The organism is Vibrio rhodolitus (assembly GCF_003350325.1).
Taxonomy (GTDB): Bacteria; Pseudomonadota; Gammaproteobacteria; order Enterobacterales; family Vibrionaceae; genus Vibrio; species Vibrio rhodolitus.
In genome coordinates this window covers 23,507-45,198 of sequence record NZ_QLYZ01000016.1, presented here as the reverse complement: position 1 = coordinate 45,198, position 21,692 = coordinate 23,507, and the positions used below count along the sequence as shown (strand labels likewise).

The window sequence follows — 21,692 nt, the reverse complement described above, 5'->3', positions numbered from 1 at the left end:
GCAAATGAATAACTATTACGAGTAAACTGGAGTATCACTATGTTCTGTATTCAATGTGAGCAGACAATTCAAACCCCAACGATTAAAGGCTGTTCATTCACACAAGGTATGTGTGGAAAAACATCGGAAGTTTCAGATCTGCAAGACGTGCTGGTTTACACGCTACAAGGTGTCTCATACTGGGCTGAGCAAGCTCGCGCATTCAATATCATCAATGCTGATATCGACACTTGGGCACCACGCGCCTTTTTCGCCACACTAACCAACGTTAACTTCGATCCTGAACGTATTCTTGAATTTACCAATCAAGCCGCGCAATACAAGAGCGAGCTAAAACAGCAAACTCTCGCCGCCGCAGCGCTAAACAATATTGAGCTTGAAGCAGCGCCACAAGTAGCAGAATTTGAACTGCCAACAGACGCCGCCGAGATCTTAGCATTTGCTCCACAAGCGGCAGTTAACCGTGGCAAAGAGCAAGTAAGTGAAGATGTCATCGGTCTGCGTTTATTGTGCCTTTATGGCTTAAAAGGTGCGGCGGCTTACATGGAGCATGCACGTGTACTTGGACAGACCGATGAAGCCATTCATGCCCAGTTCCACAAAATCATGGCATGGCTAGGCACTGAGCCAAGTGATCTCAATGCACTGTTAGAGTGTTCAATGGAGATCGGCTTGATGAACTACAAAGTGATGGAGATGCTGGATCTTGGCGAGACCGCAACCTTTGGTCATCCAGTTCCGACCTCAGTCAATGTCAAGCCAGTTAAAGGTAAATGTATTCTAGTCTCAGGTCATGATCTGCATGATCTAGAAAAAATCCTTCAACAAACCGAAGGTAAAGGCATTAACGTGTACACCAATGGTGAAATGCTGCCAGCGCACGGCTACCCAGAACTCAACAAGTACCCTCACCTTGTCGGTAACTATGGCAGCGCATGGCAAAATCAGCAGAAAGAATTTGCTAACTTCCCAGGCGCAATCGTGATGACCTCAAACTGCTTGCTTAACCCTAATGTAGGTCAATATGCAGATCGTCTATTTACCCGAAGCATTGTTGGCTGGCCAGGTGTTAGTCATATTGAAGGTGATGATTTCTCTGCAGCGATTGATGCGGCACTGGCTGCGCCGGGCTTCCAGCACAATGAAATCGAGCAAATGATCACCGTGGGCTTTGGTCGCAATGCGCTGATGAACGCAGCGCCAGCTGTTATCGATCAAGTGAAACAAGGTAACATTCGTCACTTCTTCCTCGTTGGCGGCTGTGATGGTGATAAATCAGAGCGCAGTTACTACACAGATTTCACTGCCAATGCACCAGAAGATACGCTAATTCTAACTCTTGCATGTGGTAAGTTCCGCTTTAACAAAAACCAATTCGGTGACATCAACGGCATCCCTCGTCTACTCGATGTTGGTCAATGTAATGATGCCTATTCAGCAATCCAACTTGCGCTTGCTCTGGCTAAAGAATTTGACTGTGACATCAATGAACTGCCACTGACACTGGTTCTATCTTGGTTTGAGCAAAAAGCGATTGTTATCTTACTAACGCTATTTGCTCTTGGTGTTAAAGGCATTTACACCGGTCCTACCGCACCTGCGTTCTTGACCGACAACCTATTGGCAATCATTCAAGAAAAATTCGATATGCGCGCAATCAGCACCGTCGAGAATGACCTACAGACCATCCTAGGTTAATTGTAATCACTGCCACGTCTGCCATCTTGCGAGTCATTCATTATCGCAGATGGCAGACTATTTTATTCGCTATTTGAGATTTCCCATGTCAGTCAATACCCATGTTGCTAACCCACCAAGCTATCCTGCCACCTTACGCTGCATTGAAAAATGGTTCGAAACTGATGATTGTGTTTCGCTAATGCTTGCCAGCGAAGAGAGTCACCAGTTTGATTTTAAACCTGGTCAGTTTGTTACTTTGGGCGTCAATATTGGCGATTCGACCGAGTACCGAGCTTATTCCATCAGCTCCTTACCGGGACAATCATGTCTGCAACTCACGGTAAAGCGAGTCGAAGGAGGCAAGGTATCCAATTATATCGTTGACCAACTGGCTGTTGGCAATGAAGTCGAGTGTTTAGCGCCTGCTGGAGAGTTTAACAATATCGACTGCCTACCACGGAAACTCGATGGTCAGAATAAGGTACTGCTGATTAGCGCAGGGTGCGGAATCACGCCCGTATTCGCGATGGCACAAGCGTGGTTAGCTGAAGAGAATGGTGGTAATGAGACCGATATTACTTTTCTACATATCGCACGCAATATCGAACAAACCATTTATTTCGATAAGCTTGAAACCCTCGCAGCAAGCCACTCCAATTTTAATTTACAGCTGCTGTTAAAAGAAGCTAGAGAGAGTGATTACCCACAAGGGCGCCTGTCGGCTGAATGGCTAGAAACTTTGGTTGCAGACTTTAAACAGCGCACAGTTTATTTGTGTGGACCAAACCAGTTTATGCTTGATACCGCGAGTTACCTTGAGCAATTAGGTTTTGATATGAGCCAGTTCCATCAGGAGAGCTTCACACCAGTACAGACTGAACAAACGATCTCAGCCCAAGAAGAAGGAGAGCAAGTACGTATTGAGCTGCCATCGCTTGGGCAAAGCTTAGAGGCAAGCCGAGGTGCGCTATTGGCTGATGCTCTGGAACAAGGCGGGGTACCAATCATCATCGCTTGTCGAAGCGGTATTTGTGGTTCATGCAAATGTAAGGTGAAAGTGGGTCAGGTGGAGAGCAGTAGCCACTCACCGTTGACCGAAGAGGAAATCGCCCAAGGGTATGTGTTAGCCTGTTCTTCTACCCTCTGTGATGATGTCACCATCGAAATCTAATTAGCAAAACGCCCATCTCAAGGATGGGCGTTTTCATAACTCAGCATAACAATTAGCTGTCGTCTTCGGTAAAGTTAGTCGGCAAGGTTGTTTTCATTTTTTGCCAAATTTGACCACTTTCAATACCGTAGTGGCGAACTAACACAGGAATGCTCTCACGGTTACCAGATTCACACACTTCTAACAGGTTGCGGTAGAACTGCAATGCAAGTTCACGCGCTTCAGGATTAGAGAAGTAGTAGCTACCAACACGATCGTACAGTTTACGTAGACCGTTAAAAATCAAACCGTAGATCTGGTTACCAGAGTGGAATGCCAGGCGTTGGAATAACATGTAATCGTAGAAGTTAAATGTTTTCGCCAGCAGAATCTCTTCGCGCTTAATTGGGTCTTTTTCACCGTCATCTTTGATGTGCTGCTTAATTTTTTCAGCATAAGGTGATGACTGCATAAATTGATCCCAAGAGTCAGCACTAATTAAAGCTTCACATGATTCAATCACGTTATTAATTGTGCGCTCTGAATTCTCTTTATTTGCTTTAAATGCGTAACGCATAAAAATCGGGCTGATATTTGTGCGTGCTGCAAGCAAATCTTCAACGATGGAGGTGGCGTTATCCGCATCCAGCGTCATTAGTGTATCGAGGATATGCAAACCAGAGGTTTCCATAAACTGGTTAACTTTTGTTGGCTTTCCGTGCTGAATAGTCAGCCAGCCATCTCGCGCTAAACGTTGTAAAACCTCACGCAACGTTGTACGCGTCACGCCAATAAGCTCAGAAAGTTCACGTTCAGCCGGAAGAATGGAACCTGGAGGGAAGCGCCCTTTCCAAATACTCTCAATAATGTATTTTTCTGCAAATCCTGCAGGGCTCTTTGCCTTAATGACCATTAAGTTGCATCCAATATTCTATTTATTCGGGGGTTCAGAATCACTCATCATACCACTAGTTATTACCTATCGGAAACAAGCTGATAGTAAACTTCTTGCAAAATAAAAATAGAGTAATAACACTATTTTTGAGTTGATGGCGATGGCATCAATATGGTCAATCAAACACAATAAAACCCATGTTTATCGCGCTTTTTGCAATCAAAGTTCCCGCCATTGCGCAGTCATACAGGTAATATAAGTTTTCAAAATACTCAAACTTTGTGTGCCTATTGTACCACTTTTGTAAAAGTTAATTGTTTTATTCTTTGCTTTCGCTTTGTATGAGAAACAAAATGGAATTTTTTACAACTCTTATGTTATCGTTACGTAACTTTGATCGCGTTTTGAGGAGAAAAGCACCGAGTATTCTGTCAATAACGAGTTATTCATTGACTCCATGGTGCTGAAGAGTATTGTAGCGCACAAAGTATATAATGAGTGCTTGTCATTCTCAGGGAGTGACTTGGCAAGACTACATCACAATTACCGATTGTTGTTTTCCCAGGTTACTGTTGCTTCGGATAATTATTCACTTTTCCGAAATAAGGATTTACACGCAAGCAATGTTTCGTCGTAACCATCAATAGAGTAGTTGTATTATGCCAATGTCTCTCGGAAATGCGTTTATCAAGAATTTCCTTGGTAAAGCGCCAGACTGGTACAAAGTCTTAATCATCGCTTTTCTCATCATCAACCCAATCGTATTTTTCTTTGTCGATCCGTTCGTCGCAGGTTGGTTGTTAGTTGCAGAGTTTATTTTCACCCTTGCAATGGCACTTAAGTGTTACCCACTACAACCAGGTGGTTTGCTTGCCATTGAAGCTGTTGCTATCGGCATGACCACCCCGGGACAAGTGAAACACGAACTCGTTGCCAATATTGAAGTACTACTACTCTTAGTCTTCATGGTAGCTGGTATCTACTTTATGAAGAACCTGCTGCTGTTTATCTTCACTAAGATACTGCTTGGCATTCGATCTAAAGTACTGCTATCAATGGCATTCTGCTTTGCAGCAGCGTTCCTATCAGCATTCCTAGACGCACTAACAGTAATCGCTGTGGTTATCAGCGTTGCGGTTGGCTTCTACGCGATTTATCACAAAGTGGCTTCAGGCAACCCGATTGGCGACCATGACCACAACAATGATGAAACCATCCCTGAACTAACTCGTGATGACTTAGAAAACTACCGTGCATTCTTGCGCTCACTGCTTATGCACGCAGGTGTGGGTACCGCGCTAGGTGGCGTAACCACTATGGTGGGCGAACCACAAAACCTGATCATTGCAGACCAAGCAGGCTGGCTATTTGGTGAGTTCTTGATCCGTATGGCACCAGTAACACTGCCAGTATTTTTCTGCGGTATCATCACTTGTGCTCTAGTTGAGAAGTTTAAAGTATTTGGTTACGGTGCAGAGCTTCCTGATGCTGTGCGTCAAATCCTAGTTGATTTCGATACTGAAGAGCGTAAAACTCGTACTAACCAAGACGTGGCTAAGCTATGGGTTCAAGGCGCAATCGCGGTATTTTTGATCATCGCACTAGCAATGCACCTTGCAGCTGTAGGTCTGATTGGTCTTGCGGTTATCATTTTAGCAACCTCGTTTACTGGTGTTATCGAAGAGCACTCAATGGGTAAAGCGTTTGAAGAAGCGCTTCCGTTTACTGCCCTTCTTGCCGTGTTCTTTGCCGTTGTAGCGGTAATCATTGACCAACAGCTATTTAAACCAGTTATCGACGCGGTACTAGCCGTTGAAGATAAAGGCACGCAGCTAGCGATGTTCTACGTGGCTAACGGTCTGCTTTCTATGGTATCGGACAACGTATTCGTTGGTACGGTATACATCAACGAAGTAAAAGCGGCACTGATTGAAGGTGTGATCTCTCGTGAACAGTTTGATTTGCTAGCAGTTGCGATCAACACAGGTACTAACCTACCTTCAGTCGCAACGCCAAACGGTCAAGCAGCATTCCTATTCCTACTGACTTCAGCACTGGCTCCATTGATTCGTCTATCATACGGTCGCATGGTGATCATGGCTCTGCCGTACACTATCGTACTGGCTCTAGTGGGTCTTGCTGGCATCATGTTCTTCCTAGAGCCTGCAACTGCATGGTTCTATGATATGGGCTGGATTGAAGCGCATGTTGGTGGCGTGGTTGAAGCGGTTTCAAGCGGTCACTAATATTTCTACTTGATTAGGAAACTAATCCAAGCTAAAAAGCTCTGAACTATCAGAGCTTTTTTTATTTCTGAACAAGGACAGAATTTTGAACTTTCTAGCAACGTTAAAGAGCTTTTCGCAAAGCCGTCTTTCATGGGCTATCTTACTTGGCTTCATCGTCTTCTTTGAAGCTTGTGCCCTATTCTTCCAACACGTGATGGAGTTGCCACCTTGTGTAATGTGTATTTATGAGCGTGTTGCCATGATGGGTATTGGTGGTGCAGCAATCATTGGTCTTATTGCGCCACAAAATGGCGTTGTACGTTGGCTTGGCTTAGCTGCATGGGGTTACAGCGCATATCGCGGCTTATCACTTGCTCTAGAGCACGTAGACTACCAGTTCAACCCATCACCATTTGCAACCTGTGATCTGTTTGTTCGCTTCCCAGAATGGGCGCCACTGAACAAATGGGCGCCTTGGATGTTTGAAGCTTACGGCGACTGCTCAAAAATCGTCTGGCAATTCCTAACGCTGTCTATGCCGCAATGGTTAGTTGTAATCTTTGCCGCCAACCTTATCGCTTTGGCGGTTATCGTAGTGGCTCAACTAGTCAAAAGTAAATAACCACTGATTTTAAACGACCAGTTTATATTCTTGTACAAAGGGTTGGCTTGAAGCCAACCCTTTTTGTTATCGAGACTGACCTTAACTGCCGTCTCTAAAATTAACCACGCGATTAGGACCTAAACGAACATCACTAAATTCAACCACTGCGCCTTGCTCAAACGGCGCTTGTACGGCAAGGCCAACTTGTATTGAATTTGACCAGTCGATAGGAAACTTCCTTACAAAGCGCCAGATATGCCCATCAAGACTGTAGTGAAATACAATAAGATCGCCTTGTCTAATCACTCTTAAATAACAATTCGCACAATCTAAACGTTCATTATTGGTATCGTCAGACCAAGTGTTAGTAACAACGGAAACAATTGAGATCCCATCGTCTGCACATCGCTCAATACAGAGTTTTGCCCAATGTTTCTCGTCGATGCGAATCATTAGTGCGCCTGCATCATACTTCCCTATCAGTTGCCCCTCTAGCTTAGCTTGCAGGCAAAAGTCTCCTTCAATTTCACGAAAGTAAAAGCTGGCATTATCAGCGATAGTCGAGTTGTACGAACGGATAAAATCGGTATTAGCAAAAGGCGTAATTTCGATTCCTGAGCCATTCAACTGGTAATGCTTAGGTGGGTTTAACCACTTAAAATTATCGGCAATACTGTTTTCTAAAATCATAATGTTAACTGTCAGCTAGCCTAGTTGGGGTTACTCAACAACTAACTTGGATACATAAGGGATATTCCTTAATTGATCCTTCCAAGGCAGTCCATAGCCAACCAAAAGATCATCATTCTCCATCACGTATGCATGATACTGAGTTACCGGAATGTCGACGCGACCGGGTTTAACAAACAGAGTCGCGATGGACAACGATTTTAAATCGAACTCTTGCTGCAAAAAGTGAGCGATACGTTTCATGGTGCCGCCAGATTCAATGGCATCGTCAACTAGAATCACATTACGCCCTGCCAGCGGGATGTTTTGATGGAAGACAATCTCCGAAGTATTGTTTCTATCTCCAGGGGTATGAGGGCAAGAGATATAATCCATACTGAGATCAAATGTCAGTTCACGAACGAGATCGGCAGTAAACAGTATTCCACCCGGCACGACAGTAATAATCACCGCATCTTGATCAACAAAGCGCTGATTCAATTGTTGCGCTACTTGGCTAGCCCCTAACTTGATTTGCTCCTGGCTTAACACTAAATCACCAATATATTGTTTACTCATCTATACACCTCAACGCGATTATGTTTGTTAGTACCTACTCGTGGTCACCAAGCAGTTAATGATCTCAAAAGCGGCAAAAAAGCACTTACAGGTTTGTTTCAGGCATATTGCCTCAACGGGCATAGATAAATAAAATAGATTTATTGTATTTAAATATCTAATTTTTCGATGCTATTACATCTAGCGAGCCACCTGCCCTACTTCTCTGCCGTTGCAAAGCATTTGAGCTTTTCTAAGGCAGCCGAAGAATTGTCGATTTCACAATCATCAATAAGCTATCAAATCAAAAACTTGGAAGATAAGCTTGGTTTCAAGCTCTTTGTTAGAGGGCAAGGAAGCAAAGTAGAACTGACGACCAAAGGGGCAAACTTGTACCAAGAGTACGCTGCTCTGGAGCGCAACTTCAACCAGGTTCTTGCTGACACGCAACTTAGTAACAGTCGCACTCACTTAGAAATAACTGCACCACTCGATTTGGGGATTAAGTTGCTCACGCCAGCATTATCCCAACTCGAAGCTGATAAGTTGATCGTCAATCTGGATTTAACTGATACGGTCATCGACCTCAAACAGAGCCGTTTCGACTTTTCGATTCGCAACAAAACCGATGAGAGCGGACTCGAATACATTCCGCTGGTATCACTAAGAAATGTACTGATTTGCAGCCAGCAATACGCCAACACTCAACAAGTGTTTAGCTTTGAACAAATCAATGCCAATCATCGCTTGATCGTCAGAAATGCTTCGAGAAGTAACACATGGGAACAGCTATTTCAGCAATATGGCGAGAGTTTTCACCAGCATAAAAACATGCAAGTGATTAACAATAGTTTTGGGATCTATCAAGCCATCCTTGCTAACGCAGGCATTGCGATCTTACCGGAATACTTTGTTGACGAGAGTAACTACCAGAATTTGTATGTCTTTGACGAACCACTTAACCAAACCGAGTTTTATTTGGCTTTCCAACCCTCTTATGTCGCCAAGAAATGGGCAAGCCGCATCAAGGACTGTATCTTAGATTCTATTAAAGAACGTATGGGAGTTTGTGATAAATGAGTTGGAGAATGAAAAAAAGGATTGGTTTAAACCAATCCTTCCTAAATTAGTCAGCTAAAAAATATTGCTATTAAACGTTAAATCCATTCTCGTTAAGAAATGCTGTAACGCTGTCTTTGTTTAATACTTTCATTATTTTATGTATTTTCCAACACATATATGACATCACCATTAATAATGGAATGCCGATGAAAATAAAAGACAGGAAAAGACTAGGGATAACACCCCATATCAGCATTTTTCTGAAGCTACTTTCCATACCACTTAAGGCTTGATTGATATCTTCCATATCAACCACTCTTTTACCATCTGCGACTAAGCCAAGTATTACCTTATCTCCTGCATCACAATACGTGTAAAGTTCAACCTCACTACCCAACTTAAGAAATGAATCGGTGGTATTGAAAGTAGCGATATGTTTAACCATATGGAAGTTGTTATCGCCATCAAGAAGTTTGATGTAGCTATACTTGTGACCAAATTTGCTGAATTCACTCTGGCCTAAGCCATCAATCTTACCTTTGAATACTTTGAACTCTGCCATTAACATTGACCTGCAGCTTTCATCAAGCCATTACAATTCGCACCCGATGGCATCCCTTTACCATCAGTCGCAGAACAAACCGCATCACTAGTCACTACTACACCACCAGTGTAGTAGCACTGGAATCGCCTATTTTTGTAAATAGCGTCAAATTCTACTTTCATAAGATCAGCAGTTCTGTGCTCGATTTTGACTTGTTCTGCACTAGTGCCTAGAGCGAAAGCTGCTTTTCTTTGGATTGAATAATCATCTCTTGTGTTGTTATCAATTACACTACAACCTGATAACGATAAAAGCCCTAACATAATTATTATTTTTTTCACTTTAAGAATCTCTTAAGCCACTGAATTTATTGACTATAATCCTATAAAAATGAGAATAAATATACTAAATCAGATGCTTAAAAATGTCCGATTTTTCCTACGATAAATAGCTAAATAAACACAAGAAAAAGTGATACTAGTCACATTTAATTCTGAGTTCCTGTCGGCAGAGGGGGGTTACTCTGCTCTACATTTCCCTCCATAAACATTGATATTCATCACGATAAATTTGTTGATGAGACCCGATGATCTATAGGGTGACAATCCTCAAATACCAAACCTCTTTTACAAAATCATTTATTGCTATTTATGGTATTATTTTTTGCTCTACCTAAAACAAAAACGCAGGAATATCCTGCGTTTTTGTTTTCAATCTCGGTGGTCGATAGAACCGGTTAGTTCATATCTCGCCCGGGCGCTGGTGCCAGTACTTCACGGTTACCGTTATGACCTGGCGCACTGACAATCCCTTGCGCTTCAAGTTGCTCTACAATTCGCGCTGCGCGGTTGTAGCCAATCTTAAAGCGACGCTGCACGCCAGATACTGAGCCACGGCGTGATTGCACCACATGCTCCACAACTTGATCGAACAATGGATCGATGTCTTCATCCGCTTCCATGGTTTCACCTGGTAGTAGGCTTTCAGGACCTTGGTCACCACTAATGATCTCTTCAATGTAGTTAGGCTTGCCTCGCGCTTTCCAGTTATTCACCACTGCATGTACATCATCATCCGAGGCAAAGGCACCGTGAACACGCACCGTGTGGCTCGAACCTGGTGGCAAGTACAACATATCACCCATACCCAATAGTGATTCTGCACCACCTTGGTCAAGAATGGTACGCGAGTCGGTCTTAGTCGAAACAGTAAACGCCACGCGAGTTGGGATGTTTGCTTTAATCAAACCAGTAATAACATCTACCGATGGACGCTGAGTCGCAAGAATCAGGTGGATACCAGCAGCACGCGCTTTTTGCGCCAAACGGGCAATAAGCTCTTCGACTTTCTTGCCGACAACCATCATCAAGTCAGCAAATTCATCTACCACCACCACGATATAAGGCAGTTTTTCCAGCAATGGCGCTTCAGGGTCCATACTGTCGCCCGGTTGCCACAGTGGGTCATGAATTGGATGCCCGGCTTCGGCAGCCATCTTAAGCTTGTCATTGAAGCCTTTAATGTTACGAACGCCTAAAGCTGACATGAGTTTATAGCGGCGCTCCATCTCGCCCACACACCAACGTAGGGCATTGGATGCATCCTTCATGTCAGTAACCACTTCTGCCAACAAGTGAGGAATACCCTCATAGACAGATAGCTCCAACATTTTCGGGTCGATCATAATAAAGCGCAGATCTTCTGGTGATGCTTTGTACAGCATACTTAGGATCATAACGTTCACACCCACCGACTTACCCGAGCCTGTAGTACCAGCCACTAGTACGTGAGGCATCTTAGCGATATCTGCAATCACCGCTTCACCAGCGATGTCTTGCCCCAATACCACTGTGGTTGGCGAAGTTGCATCAATAAAGGTCTGGCTACCAACCACATCTGAGAAGTAGACGGTTTGGCGGCTCATATTCGGCAATTCAAGACCGACATAAGGTTTGCCAGGGATCACCTCAACCACACGCACAGCCATGGCTGATAGTGAACGCGCTAAGTCCATCGATAGCCCAGAAATCCGGCTTACCTTCACCCCTGGCGCTAAATCCAGTTCAAATCGTGTGATAACGGGACCAGGGAAGATATCCACCACTGTCGCTTGGATCTTATAGTCTGCCAGCTTTGATTCAACCAAGCGCGCAATTGATTCAAGTGCTTCGCGGTCAATAAAGTTTTCACGCTTTTCAGGATGGTATAGCAAATCAAGTGTTGGTAGTGGCTCGGCTGGTTTTGGCAGATTCACCTCTTGTTGCACCAAGAATGGGTTTTGCTGAGCAACCACTTTCGCCTGAGCATCTGCTACCAAAGATTGGAAGGCAGCCACATCGTTGTCTTGGTTCGGTTCAATTTCTTCAACAAACGGCTCTTGCTCGACTGTTGGCTCTGCTTGAGGCTGTTCATGGATTGGTTGAGAAGAGTGCTCAGATGCAAGTGGCGTCTCAGCCATTTCTTGCTCCGAAACAGGCTCTGCAACCTCAAACGAGCTGATCACAGGCTCAACATGATTAGTGTCGGGTTCAACCTGTTGGCTAATTTGTTCTAGGGTCGCGGGATCAATCAGCGGCTGCGGCACCTCTTCCACACTGTTCCATGGCAGATCGTCAAGTTGAGTCGCGGTTTCCTCTTGCCCAGCAGCAACGCTAGGCATCTCTTGTGGCTGTTCAATTGGTTGTGCTTCAACTTGCGACTGTGGCATCTGTGCTTGTGCAACGGCAGGCTCAACTATTACAGATTGAGGCACTGTTGCTTGAACAATCGATGGCTCGACAACATCTTGTTGCCACGCTGCCATATTTTGCTCAGCCATGTCGTTAGAATTAAACGCATCTTCCTCTAACTGCTCGATGGTCGCGTTTAATTGGCGCGTACGTTCAATCTGAGGCTCAGCTGAGACTGTTGGTTCTACCACAGTAGGTTGAACATAGACAGGTTGCGCTGTTGGCACCTCAACAACAGGCTCAATTGCAGCTGGCGCGCTGTGTTCCGGCTCAGCAGTCACATTTAGTGGTGTTTCTTGTACCGTGCCCGCTGACGCTGCATTGGCTGCCAAAGCGGCTGTGGCGCTTTCTGGCATATGAATGTTATAGCGGCGCGGCTCAACCGGCGCCGTTAATGGTTCTGCTTCCTCTTGCGCTAACGCGCGGCGCTGAGGCACTACAAAGTCATCAGCGTCTTTTAGGTCTGGCTCAATCGTTTCATCACGTTCACCGCGAACTCGGTTGGTCAGGCTAGTAAAGAATTGAATAGTCTTCTCACCTAGAGAATCAACAATCTCCAGCCATGAAATACCTGTTAGCAAAGTAAAACCAGCGCCCCAAAGGAAAAGCAGTACCAGAGTTGTGCCAAGAACATTCAGCGTAGGCAGTGCAAGGCTGGTGAGAACATCACCAATCACACCACCAGATGAAAAGTACCAAATGTCATCAAAGTTAATATCGGCTAAAGCACAGCTGGTTAAAACAAGAATGGTTAAGCCCAGTAAACGTGTACCCCAGAGCATAAGGTCTAGCGGTTCATCCTCGCCACGTTTACGAAATAAAACCCAAGACACCACCGTAATAATCACTGGCAACGTGTAGGCCAGCGAACCAAAGCCAAAAAACAGCGTGTCCGCAAGCCATGCACCTACCGCACCACCTGAATTGTCGATGTCGCCCGCCCATGCGGTTTGTGACCAGGAAGGATCGGCGGGGTTAAATGAAAGCAAGGCGATAGAGAGGAAAATTGAGCCTAAAATGGCGACAATCAAACTGCACTCTTTTAAGCGCTCGGGACCAGTCAAACGAGAAGGTTGAGCCTCTTCTCCAGTCTTGATTATTGTTTCGATTTTATTGCTGTTCTTCTTGAACATAACCAACTTGTCTTTAATAGAAAAAAATAGTCCGAGCAGCACTGCCACTCGGACTATAGATTTAACCATATCAAAGTCAAAAACCCAATTGTCTAACGTCAGAATATGGGAAGGATTTTATCCTGACGCACGAAATACTGTGATTAAAGTGAACTTGTGCCAGAAAGGGATAAGCCCACAAGCGTGCGAGCGCTATCTGCAGACCCAAAATTAATCGGCAGTTCACTTAAATCAGATGTTATCGTGTTTTGATGACCAATTGGTTCGTTTGCTTCACTTCTTCCATTACTACGTAAGTACGAGTGTCATTCACACCAGGTAAACGCAGTAGTGTATCGCCTAGCAGCTTACGATATGCGCCCATATCTGCTACACGAGTTTTTAATAGGTAGTCGAAGTCACCAGAAACTAAGTGACACTCTTGGATATCATCCAATTTCTGTACCGCTGCATTGAATTGTTCAAATACGTCTGGCGCACCACGATTTAACGTAATTTCAACAAATACTAACAGTGACGCGTCGAGGTACTGAGGGTTAAGAAGAGCTGTATAACCCGTGATGTAACCTTGACGTTCTAATCGACGTACACGCTCCAAACACGGTGTTGGTGAAAGCCCTACACGCTTAGAGAGTTCAACGTTTGAAATACGACCATCTTTCTGCAATTCGTTCAGAATATTACGGTCAATACGGTCTAGATCCTTGGACGGCTTCTTATTGTTGTCTGCCATTTTTTATTCCACCTTATTACTTCCTTGCAAATATATATACTACATCTTTTAAATATTTAGCAACAAATGTTAAACATTTGCTTTTATACTAGATATTAACTCGACAATACTACCCCACACATAGTTATTACAACCAAAATATAATGAGGAGTCAGGATGATCATTGGCGTACCTAAGGAAATCAAAAACCACGAATACCGCGTGGGCATGATCCCAGCAAGTGTTCGAGAGCTAGTATCTCAAGGCCACCAAGTTGTTGTTGAAACCCAAGCCGGGGCGGGCATTGGCTTTTCTGACGATGATTACATCGCTGTAGGCGCATCCATTCTTCCTACTGCTGCCGACGTTTTCACGCAAGCAGAAATGATTGTTAAGGTTAAAGAACCTCAAGCTATCGAGCGTTCAATGCTTCGAGAGGGACAAATATTATTTACATATCTGCACCTAGCTCCAGATTTTCCACAAACTGAAGAGCTAATCAAGAGCAAAGCCGTCTGTATAGCCTATGAGACTGTAACAGATAATATGGGTCGCTTGCCACTATTAGCGCCGATGTCAGAAGTGGCTGGTCGTATGTCGATCCAAGCTGGCGCTCAAACATTAGAAAAGTCTCATGGAGGTCGAGGGCTTTTACTTGGTGGGGTTCCGGGCGTTGAACCGGCCAAAATCGTTGTGATCGGCGGCGGTGTTGTCGGTGCAAATGCTGCACGCATGGCAGTAGGTTTGCGTGCCGATGTAACGATTCTTGATAGAAATATTGACACGCTTCGCAAATTAGACGAAGAGTTCCAAGGTCGTGCAAAAGTGGTTTATTCAACCGAAGATGCGATTGAAAAACATGTACTTGAAGCGGACCTTGTGATTGGTGCGGTGCTTATCCCTGGCGCTGCGGCTCCTAAACTTGTGACCAAAGCGCACATTGCAAAAATGAAGCCTGGCGCTGCGGTAGTGGATGTCGCGATTGACCAAGGCGGCTGTTTTGAAACATCCCATGCCACCACCCACGCCGATCCGACCTATATTGTAGATGATGTGGTGCATTACTGCGTCGCCAACATGCCAGGCGCTGTAGCACGAACTTCTACATTTGCGCTAAACAACGCAACATTACCTTACATAGTTAAACTGGCAAACAAAGGTTACCGTCAAGCATTGCTCGACGACAAAGGCTTCTTAGAAGGACTAAACGTTATTCACGGTAAAGTCACCTGTAAAGAAGTGGCAGAGGCTTTCCAATTGGATTATGTCGCGCCTGCTGAAGCCATTGCGATGTTTAGTTAAAGAACGCGAGCGCTTTTTACAGATTATAGAATCGAAAATAGAGAGCGCTCTGCTTCGAGAACGCAAAACATGATTGGGATCGCTTTGCTTCGAGAACGCAAAACATGGATGTTTTGCTACAGATTTGGGATTACGGACTTCGGAGACGAGAACGCAGCGAGTGATCTCGCTGCTACGGATAAAAAATCGTAACTCCAACCGTTTAATTTGTTCTTGTGTTTTCTCACAGCGTACCGTTCTGTAGCTCAGCACTGGTTGCTGAGCGTTCCCACATCCCACTACTGCAGATACAAAAAAGGCCGGCAAATGCCAACCCTTTCGTTTATTCATGTGTTTCTCGCAGCGAACTGTTCTGGAGCTCAGCGCTTGCTGCTGAGCGTTCCCGCATCCCGATTCCCGAAGCAACGCTTAAGCGTTGCGTTCTCGACTCTCAATTCTCACAGTGAGGCGAAGCCGAACGCTCTCCCCGGTTAGAACCATCTCTCTAAAGAGGTCTTATCCAACTGGCGAAATGCGCGATTTAGAAGTTGCGCTAACTCTTTATAGCGTGGGCGTGATTTCATTGGCTCTAAAGCAAAACCACTTTCAACAATTTTTTGGTGTAACTCGCGATACCAACCCGCAAGAGCCGGTGGCAATCGAGTATTTGAGCGATTACCCAGCCACCACATACCTTGAATCGGCATGCTGATAGCAAATAATGCAACGATTACCGCTTGTGGCAAACCTTGATAGTTAGTAAACGCCATTTGTGTCAAAACACTAATAGCGGCAACTGCTGGCATGACTTTCATGCCAAAGCGCGTGGCTTTAATAATACGCTGCTCAGGGAACAGTGGAGCTAGCTCTTTGCGCATCGGCCAAGTATCCATGTACTTCTGTCCATCACGCAAGCTGTGAACGATACCGACTTTATTATTCATATGACTCTCTCACTTCCAGTAAAGGGCGCCCTACTAAAAAAGAGTTGAAAGATTCAACTAATCGCGTAAAAATTTGACTAAAGTTAATATTCTTTCAAAATTTTTTTGTTATATTGCTTTATTATCGCTATCCTTTGCAGACCCTCAATCTCATTGTTGCTCTTATTTACAATTTAGGCAACTCTGAGAGACATCTGCAAGGATTGCACAAGTTGATTGCTTGGTAAAGCAACCTCTTTTTATATACGGATTTAAAAGTTTTTTAGTCACAAGTAGTACGCAGCTGATAAAAGGCTCGTCTATTCTTGTGATAAATTTTCATCCTAACTGATTTTGATATCTACGGTGATGAGAGCACGGCTCCAAGAGGAGGTTCACAGCATTAGTTGTGAGCCTTTTTCCAATGAGTTCGCTTTGCCCATTGTTACCAAGGATATTTCAGACGATTAACAGGTAGTCACTCATGTCTAAGCTAGTTTTAGTTTTAAACTGCGGTAGTTCTTCTCTTAAATTCGCTGTTGTTGATGCAGAAAACGGCAACGAGCACCTATCAGGTCTTGCAGAATGTCTGCACCTTCCTGAAGCACGTATCAAGTGGAAACTTGATGGTAAGCACGAAGCTCAACTAGGTGCTGGTGCAGCTCACGAAGAAGCACTATCGTTCATGGTAGAAACTATTCTTGCTTCTAAGCCAGAGCTTTCTGAGAACCTAGCAGCTATCGGTCACCGTGTAGTTCACGGTGGTGAGCAGTTCACTCAATCAGCTCTAATCACTGACGAAGTTCTTAAAGGTATCGAAGACTGTGCAACTCTAGCACCTCTTCACAACCCTGCGCACATCATTGGTATCAAAGCAGCTCAAAAATCATTCCCAGCACTGAAAAACGTTGCTGTGTTTGACACTGCTTTCCACCAAACTATGCCTGAAGAGTCTTACCTATACGCTCTTCCATACAACCTATACAAAGAGCACGGCATCCGTCGTTACGGCATGCACGGTACTTCACACCTATTCATCACTCGTGAAGTAGCTAACATCCTTGGCAAGCCAGTTGAAGAAGTAAACATCATCAACTGTCACCTAGGTAACGGTGCTTCTGTTTGTGCAGTTAAGAACGGCCAATCTGTTGACACTTCTATGGGTCTAACTCCACTAGAAGGTCTAGTAATGGGTACTCGTTGTGGTGACATCGACCCAGCTATCATCTTCCACCTACACGACACTCTTGGCTACTCTGTTGAGAAAATCAACACTATGCTAACTAAAGAGTCTGGCCTACAAGGTCTAACTGAAGTAACTTCAGACTGTCGTTTCGTTGAAGACAACTACGGTCAAAAAGAAGAAGCTACTCGCGCGATGGACGTATTCTGTCACCGTCTAGCTAAATACGTAGCTGGTTACACTGCTTCTCTAGACGGTCGTCTAGACGCTATCACTTTCACTGGCGGTATCGGCGAGAACTCTGGTCCAATCCGTGAGATGGTTCTTAACCGTCTAGGCATCTTCGGTATCGAAGTTGACAGCGAAGCTAACCTTAAAGCTCGTTTCGGCGGCGAAGGCGTTATCACTACTGAAAACAGCCGTATCCCAGCGATGGTTATCTCTACTAACGAAGAGTTGGTTATCGCAGAAGACACTGCTCGTCTAGCAGGTCTTTAATCGATTTAACTGGCTAGCCATCGGCTAGCCAGTTTTCTTATGATGGAAGGTTTCGGGGGCGCAAGTATCCTTTTTCTTGCCCCACGCATGGAATGCACAGTCAAGCTTTGATCACAATAGCAAAAGGTACCTATACGAATGTCTCGTACTATTATGCTTATCCCTACTAGCGCTGGTGTTGGTCTAACTAGCGTAAGCATGGGCGTACTTCGCGCGATGGAGCGCAAAGGCGTTAAAGTTTCTTTCTACAAGCCAATCGCTCAACCTCGTAGCGGCGGCGACCAACCAGATCTAACTTCAACTATCGTTGGCATTAACAGCGATATGAAGATTGGCGAACCAATGATGATGTCTGTAGCTGAGCATATGATCGGCGCTGACAACATGGACGAACTGCTAGAAACAGTTGTAGAACGTTACAACCAAATCAACAAAGATGCAGACGTTACGCTAATCGAAGGTCTAGTACCAACTCGTAAGCACCCATTCGCTAACCAAGTGAACGCGGAAATCGCGGCAACTCTTGGTGCGGAAATCGTTCTAGTTGCAACTCCTGGCACAGATAACCCATCTCAGCTTAAAGAGCGCATCGAAGTAGCATGTTCTAACTTCGGCGGAACTAAGAACAAGAACATCTCTGGTGTTATCATCAACAAGCTAAACGCGCCAGTTGATGAAGCAGGTCGTACTCGTCCTGACCTATCAGAAATCTTCGATGATGCTGACGTAGCAAGCCAAAACCAACTTGAAGTAATGCAGATCTTCAATACTTCTCCTATTCGCGTACTAGGTTGCGTGCCATGGAGCATTGATCTGATTGCTACTCGTGCTATCGACATGGCTTCTCACCTAAGCGCTGATATCATCAACGAAGGTGACATTAAGACTCGTCGCATCAAGAGCATCACTTTCTGTGCACGTTCTCTACCGCACATGATTGAGCACTTCAAACCAGGTTCACTACTAGTAACTTCTGCTGACCGTCCAGACGTAATCGTTGCTGCTTCTCTAGCTGCAATGAACGGCGTTGAGATCGGTGCGATCCTACTAACTGGTGGTTACGATATCCCAGCTGAAATCGCTAACCTATGTAAGCCTGCATTTGACACTGGTCTTCCAATCTTCAAAGCTCAAGGCAACACATGGCAAACTTCGCTGAACCTACAAAGCTTCAGCCTAGAAGTGCCAGCTGACGATAAAGAGCGTATCGAGTTCATCAACGATCACGTTGCAGGTCACATCGACGGTAACTGGATCGAGTCTATGACTGAAGGCACTCAGAAGTCTCGTCGTCTAAGCCCACCAGCATTCCGTTACCAGCTAACTGAATTCGCTCGTAAAGCGGCTAAACGTATCGTTCTTCCTGAAGGTGACGAGCCACGTACAGTTAAAGCTGCGGCTATCTGTGCTGAGCGCGGTATCGCGGAATGTGTGCTGTTAGGTAACCCAGACGAAATCCGTCGCGTTGCTGCACAACAAGGCGTTGAGCTAGGTGCTGGCGTAACTATCATCAACTCTGATGAAGTACGTGAAAACTACGTAGCGCGTCTAGTTGAGCTACGTGGCTCTAAAGGTATGACTGAAGTAGTGGCTCGTGAGAAACTACAAGATTCAGTATTCCTAGGCACAATGATGCTTGAGAACGACGAAGTTGACGGCCTAGTTTCTGGTGCTGTTCACACTACGGCGAACACTATCGTTCCTCCGTTCCAAATCATCAAGACTGCACCTGATGCGTCAATCGTATCTTCTGTGTTCTTCATGCTACTACCTGACCAAGTACTGGTTTACGGTGACTGTGCGATCAACCCAGATCCAACAGCTGAACAGCTTGCTGAAATCGCTATCCAATCTGCTGACTCTGCAGCAGCATTTGGTATCGAACCACGCGTAGCAATGATCTCTTACTCTACTGGTGAATCTGGTAAGGGTGCAGACGTTGATAAAGTACGTGAAGCAACTAAACTAGCTCAAGAGAAACGTCCTGATCTAATCATCGACGGTCCTCTACAGTACGACGCAGCAATCATGGAAAACGTGGCAGCTTCTAAAGCGCCTAACTCTCCAGTAGCTGGTAAAGCAACTGTATTCGTATTCCCAGACCTAAACACTGGTAACACGACTTACAAAGCGGTACAACGCTCAGCAGACCTAGTTTCTATCGGTCCAATGCTGCAAGGTATGCGCAAGCCAGTTAACGACCTGTCTCGTGGAGCTCTAGTAGACGATATCGTGTACACAGTAGCACTAACTGCGATCCAAGCAGATCAAGCTGAACAAGCTCGCGAAAAAGCAGTTAACTAATTAACGCGCTTTTCGATATGTAAACCCTCGCCTCTGCGAGGGTTTTTTATTGCCTGTTATTCTCATTCAAGCCATCACAACCAGCACTGCCCCACCCGACAGGACGCAACCAATCATAACCGGCGCAACTTTTGACCATAGCGCTTTGTTGCCGATACTGACCACCATCCCCATTTTGACAATGGTATTGACTGAAGCGGCAATAAAAATCCCCAATGCAGCAGTCTGCACGCTTAATGTTTGTGTACTTTGTCGTCCTAGCGCAAGTGAGATAGCATCCACATCGGTAATGCCTGAAAGCGCAGCCAAAATCAAAGTACCCGCGTTACCAAACCAATCCGACAATGCGTGGCTTAACAACATGATCACCGCCAGCACCACGCCAAAGAATAGCGCTGATTGAAGTGCCAACGGGTTGGTTTTCTGATTTGGCTGTTCAACGGTCTCAATCTTACTGCTGCGCCAGATCCACCACGCCGGCAAATAGAGCGCCACCATCATCACTAACACAATCGGCCAAAGTATTTTGACCAATTGTGGATTCAGCACCGACAAAACAATCAATAAACGCGGAAACATGGTGCCGCAACTAAGCAAGATACCGCTGGCGAGTAGCGGACTAATATTGGCTTGTTCTCGCGACAAGTGAGAAAACTGCAGAGTCAGTGCCGTCGAGGAGCTTAGCCCGGCAAACACCGAGGTAAACAAAATGCCTCGTTTAGTGCCACCAATCTTAATCGCGAAATAACCAACGAAAGAGATACTGGCAATCAATACCACCATCCACCATATCTCATAAGGATTAAGGGCATTCCATGGACCATAGGTTTGATTCGGCAGCAGCGGCAGTAATACGATTGAGATAAGTAATAAACGTAGCGCGGCATCGAGTTCATACTCTTGCAGCTTTTGCAGTGCTTGGTGCAATTCTTTCTTATTATCGAGGACGACAGCCGTGATCACCGCTGCCGCGGCGGCTACAACCGCTTCGCCTGACACCGCTAATGTGCCAAGGACGAATGTGACAATTAAACTCACCACACCAGTAATACTAATATCTTCACTTTTCTTCTGTTGGATAACAAAAGCAATACAAGCCAGTATCACCAAAGCGATCAGAGCAAAACCAATCAATAACGGAGAGTAATGAGCCGCGAGAATACCCACTAGACCGCCGAGTAACCCGACCAATGAGAATGTGCGGATGCCAGCGACTCGACTGCCCTCAACACTATTACGCATCACCCAGCCACGCTGAGTACCAACGATAGCGCCGAGCAATAAGGCGATAAACAGATTCCAGATGGTATGCTCTTGAGCAACGAAATTCGTTAGTTCCATAATTCACCTCGCGTCAGCAAAATGATTGATGTTGATGACAAATCTAACCACTCACAAGATTCATTTTACTCTGGTATACGTATTTAACTGTGAATTAATCAATAGATTGCCAATCGCAGATACACCAGTTACTCGATTTGATTGGCGTGTCACTCAATTATTGACCACACTAATAGTGTGTGTTTTAGCGAGGAGATC

17 protein-coding genes are annotated in these 21,692 nt (G+C 45.0%); 8 read left to right on the top strand and 9 right to left on the bottom strand.

Going from position 1 to position 21,692, the window contains the following annotated elements; translation table 11 throughout:
- Window positions 1-39: 39 nt before the first annotated feature.
- A complete protein-coding gene (hcp, locus tag DPF93_RS14805; RefSeq protein WP_114766901.1) occupies window positions 40-1,698 on the top strand; it encodes a hydroxylamine reductase in 1,659 nt (552 codons plus the stop codon).
- Between the two features lie 85 nt (window positions 1,699-1,783).
- Entirely contained in the window at window positions 1,784-2,851 is a 1,068-nt protein-coding gene (locus DPF93_RS14800; protein WP_114766900.1) for an FAD-binding oxidoreductase, read from the top strand.
- A 52-nt stretch (window positions 2,852-2,903) separates the two neighbouring features.
- Here the strand turns inward: DPF93_RS14800 and fadR are convergent, their stop codons facing one another.
- Entirely contained in the window at window positions 2,904-3,743 is an 840-nt protein-coding gene (gene fadR / locus DPF93_RS14795; RefSeq protein WP_114766899.1) for a fatty acid metabolism transcriptional regulator FadR, read from the bottom strand.
- Window positions 3,744-4,384: 641 nt separating this feature from the next.
- Between fadR and nhaB the strand changes: the two genes are divergently transcribed.
- Complete coding sequence (gene nhaB / locus DPF93_RS14790) at window positions 4,385-5,971, top strand: Na(+)/H(+) antiporter NhaB (protein ID WP_114766898.1); 1,587 nt, start codon at window positions 4,385-4,387, stop codon at window positions 5,969-5,971.
- Between the two features lie 85 nt (window positions 5,972-6,056).
- Window positions 6,057-6,575, top strand: coding sequence for a disulfide bond formation protein DsbB (dsbB, locus tag DPF93_RS14785; protein ID WP_114766897.1), 519 nt, complete (start codon window positions 6,057-6,059; stop codon window positions 6,573-6,575).
- Window positions 6,576-6,656: 81 nt separating this feature from the next.
- Here dsbB and DPF93_RS14780 read toward each other — a convergent pair whose 3' ends face one another.
- Together DPF93_RS14780 and DPF93_RS14775 are read right to left on the bottom strand one after the other, a co-directional pair.
- Window positions 6,657-7,247, bottom strand: coding sequence for a DUF1349 domain-containing protein (locus tag DPF93_RS14780; protein WP_114766896.1), 591 nt, complete (start codon window positions 7,245-7,247; stop codon window positions 6,657-6,659).
- A 30-nt stretch (window positions 7,248-7,277) separates the two neighbouring features.
- A complete protein-coding gene (locus tag DPF93_RS14775) occupies window positions 7,278-7,805 on the bottom strand; it encodes a phosphoribosyltransferase (RefSeq protein WP_114766895.1) in 528 nt (175 codons plus the stop codon).
- A gap of 168 nt (window positions 7,806-7,973) precedes the next feature.
- Here DPF93_RS14775 and DPF93_RS14770 point away from each other — a divergent pair, with 168 nt between their 5' ends.
- On the top strand, window positions 7,974-8,864 hold the full coding sequence (locus tag DPF93_RS14770) for a LysR family transcriptional regulator (RefSeq protein ID WP_114766894.1): 891 nt from the start codon (window positions 7,974-7,976) through the stop codon (window positions 8,862-8,864).
- Window positions 8,865-8,934: 70 nt separating this feature from the next.
- On the opposite strand, the gene DPF93_RS14765 is transcribed toward DPF93_RS14770, so the two are convergent.
- The 4 genes from DPF93_RS14765 to lrp form a co-directional block, all read right to left on the bottom strand.
- Entirely contained in the window at window positions 8,935-9,408 is a 474-nt protein-coding gene (locus DPF93_RS14765; protein WP_123777552.1) for a hypothetical protein, read from the bottom strand.
- Complete coding sequence (locus tag DPF93_RS14760) at window positions 9,408-9,731, bottom strand: hypothetical protein (RefSeq protein WP_123777550.1); 324 nt, start codon at window positions 9,729-9,731, stop codon at window positions 9,408-9,410. The genes DPF93_RS14765 and DPF93_RS14760 overlap by 1 nt, the downstream gene beginning before the upstream one ends.
- Window positions 9,732-10,126: 395 nt before the next feature.
- Entirely contained in the window at window positions 10,127-13,252 is a 3,126-nt protein-coding gene (locus DPF93_RS14755; protein WP_114766964.1) for a DNA translocase FtsK 4TM domain-containing protein, read from the bottom strand.
- Between the two features lie 238 nt (window positions 13,253-13,490).
- Window positions 13,491-13,985 (bottom strand): leucine-responsive transcriptional regulator Lrp, encoded by a 495-nt coding sequence (gene lrp / locus DPF93_RS14750; RefSeq protein WP_114766891.1) that lies wholly within the window; start codon window positions 13,983-13,985, stop codon window positions 13,491-13,493.
- Between the two features lie 156 nt (window positions 13,986-14,141).
- Here lrp and ald point away from each other — a divergent pair, with 156 nt between their 5' ends.
- A complete protein-coding gene (gene ald, locus DPF93_RS14745; protein WP_114766890.1) occupies window positions 14,142-15,266 on the top strand; it encodes an alanine dehydrogenase in 1,125 nt (374 codons plus the stop codon).
- 470 nt (window positions 15,267-15,736) lie between these two features.
- On the opposite strand, the gene yfbV is transcribed toward ald, so the two are convergent.
- On the bottom strand, window positions 15,737-16,189 hold the full coding sequence (yfbV, locus tag DPF93_RS14740; RefSeq protein WP_114766889.1) for a terminus macrodomain insulation protein YfbV: 453 nt from the start codon (window positions 16,187-16,189) through the stop codon (window positions 15,737-15,739).
- A gap of 463 nt (window positions 16,190-16,652) precedes the next feature.
- Between yfbV and DPF93_RS14735 the strand changes: the two genes are divergently transcribed.
- Together DPF93_RS14735 and pta are read left to right on the top strand one after the other, a co-directional pair.
- Entirely contained in the window at window positions 16,653-17,849 is a 1,197-nt protein-coding gene (locus DPF93_RS14735) for an acetate kinase (RefSeq protein WP_114766888.1), read from the top strand.
- 138 nt (window positions 17,850-17,987) lie between these two features.
- Window positions 17,988-20,153 carry a phosphate acetyltransferase gene (pta, locus tag DPF93_RS14730; RefSeq protein ID WP_114766887.1) on the top strand — a complete coding sequence of 722 codons (2,166 nt, stop codon included), beginning with the start codon at window positions 17,988-17,990 and terminating at the stop codon, window positions 20,151-20,153.
- Window positions 20,154-20,219: 66 nt separating this feature from the next.
- Here pta and DPF93_RS14725 read toward each other — a convergent pair whose 3' ends face one another.
- Complete coding sequence (locus DPF93_RS14725; protein WP_114766886.1) at window positions 20,220-21,494, bottom strand: MgtC/SapB family protein; 1,275 nt, start codon at window positions 21,492-21,494, stop codon at window positions 20,220-20,222.
- Window positions 21,495-21,692 lie beyond the last annotated feature (198 nt).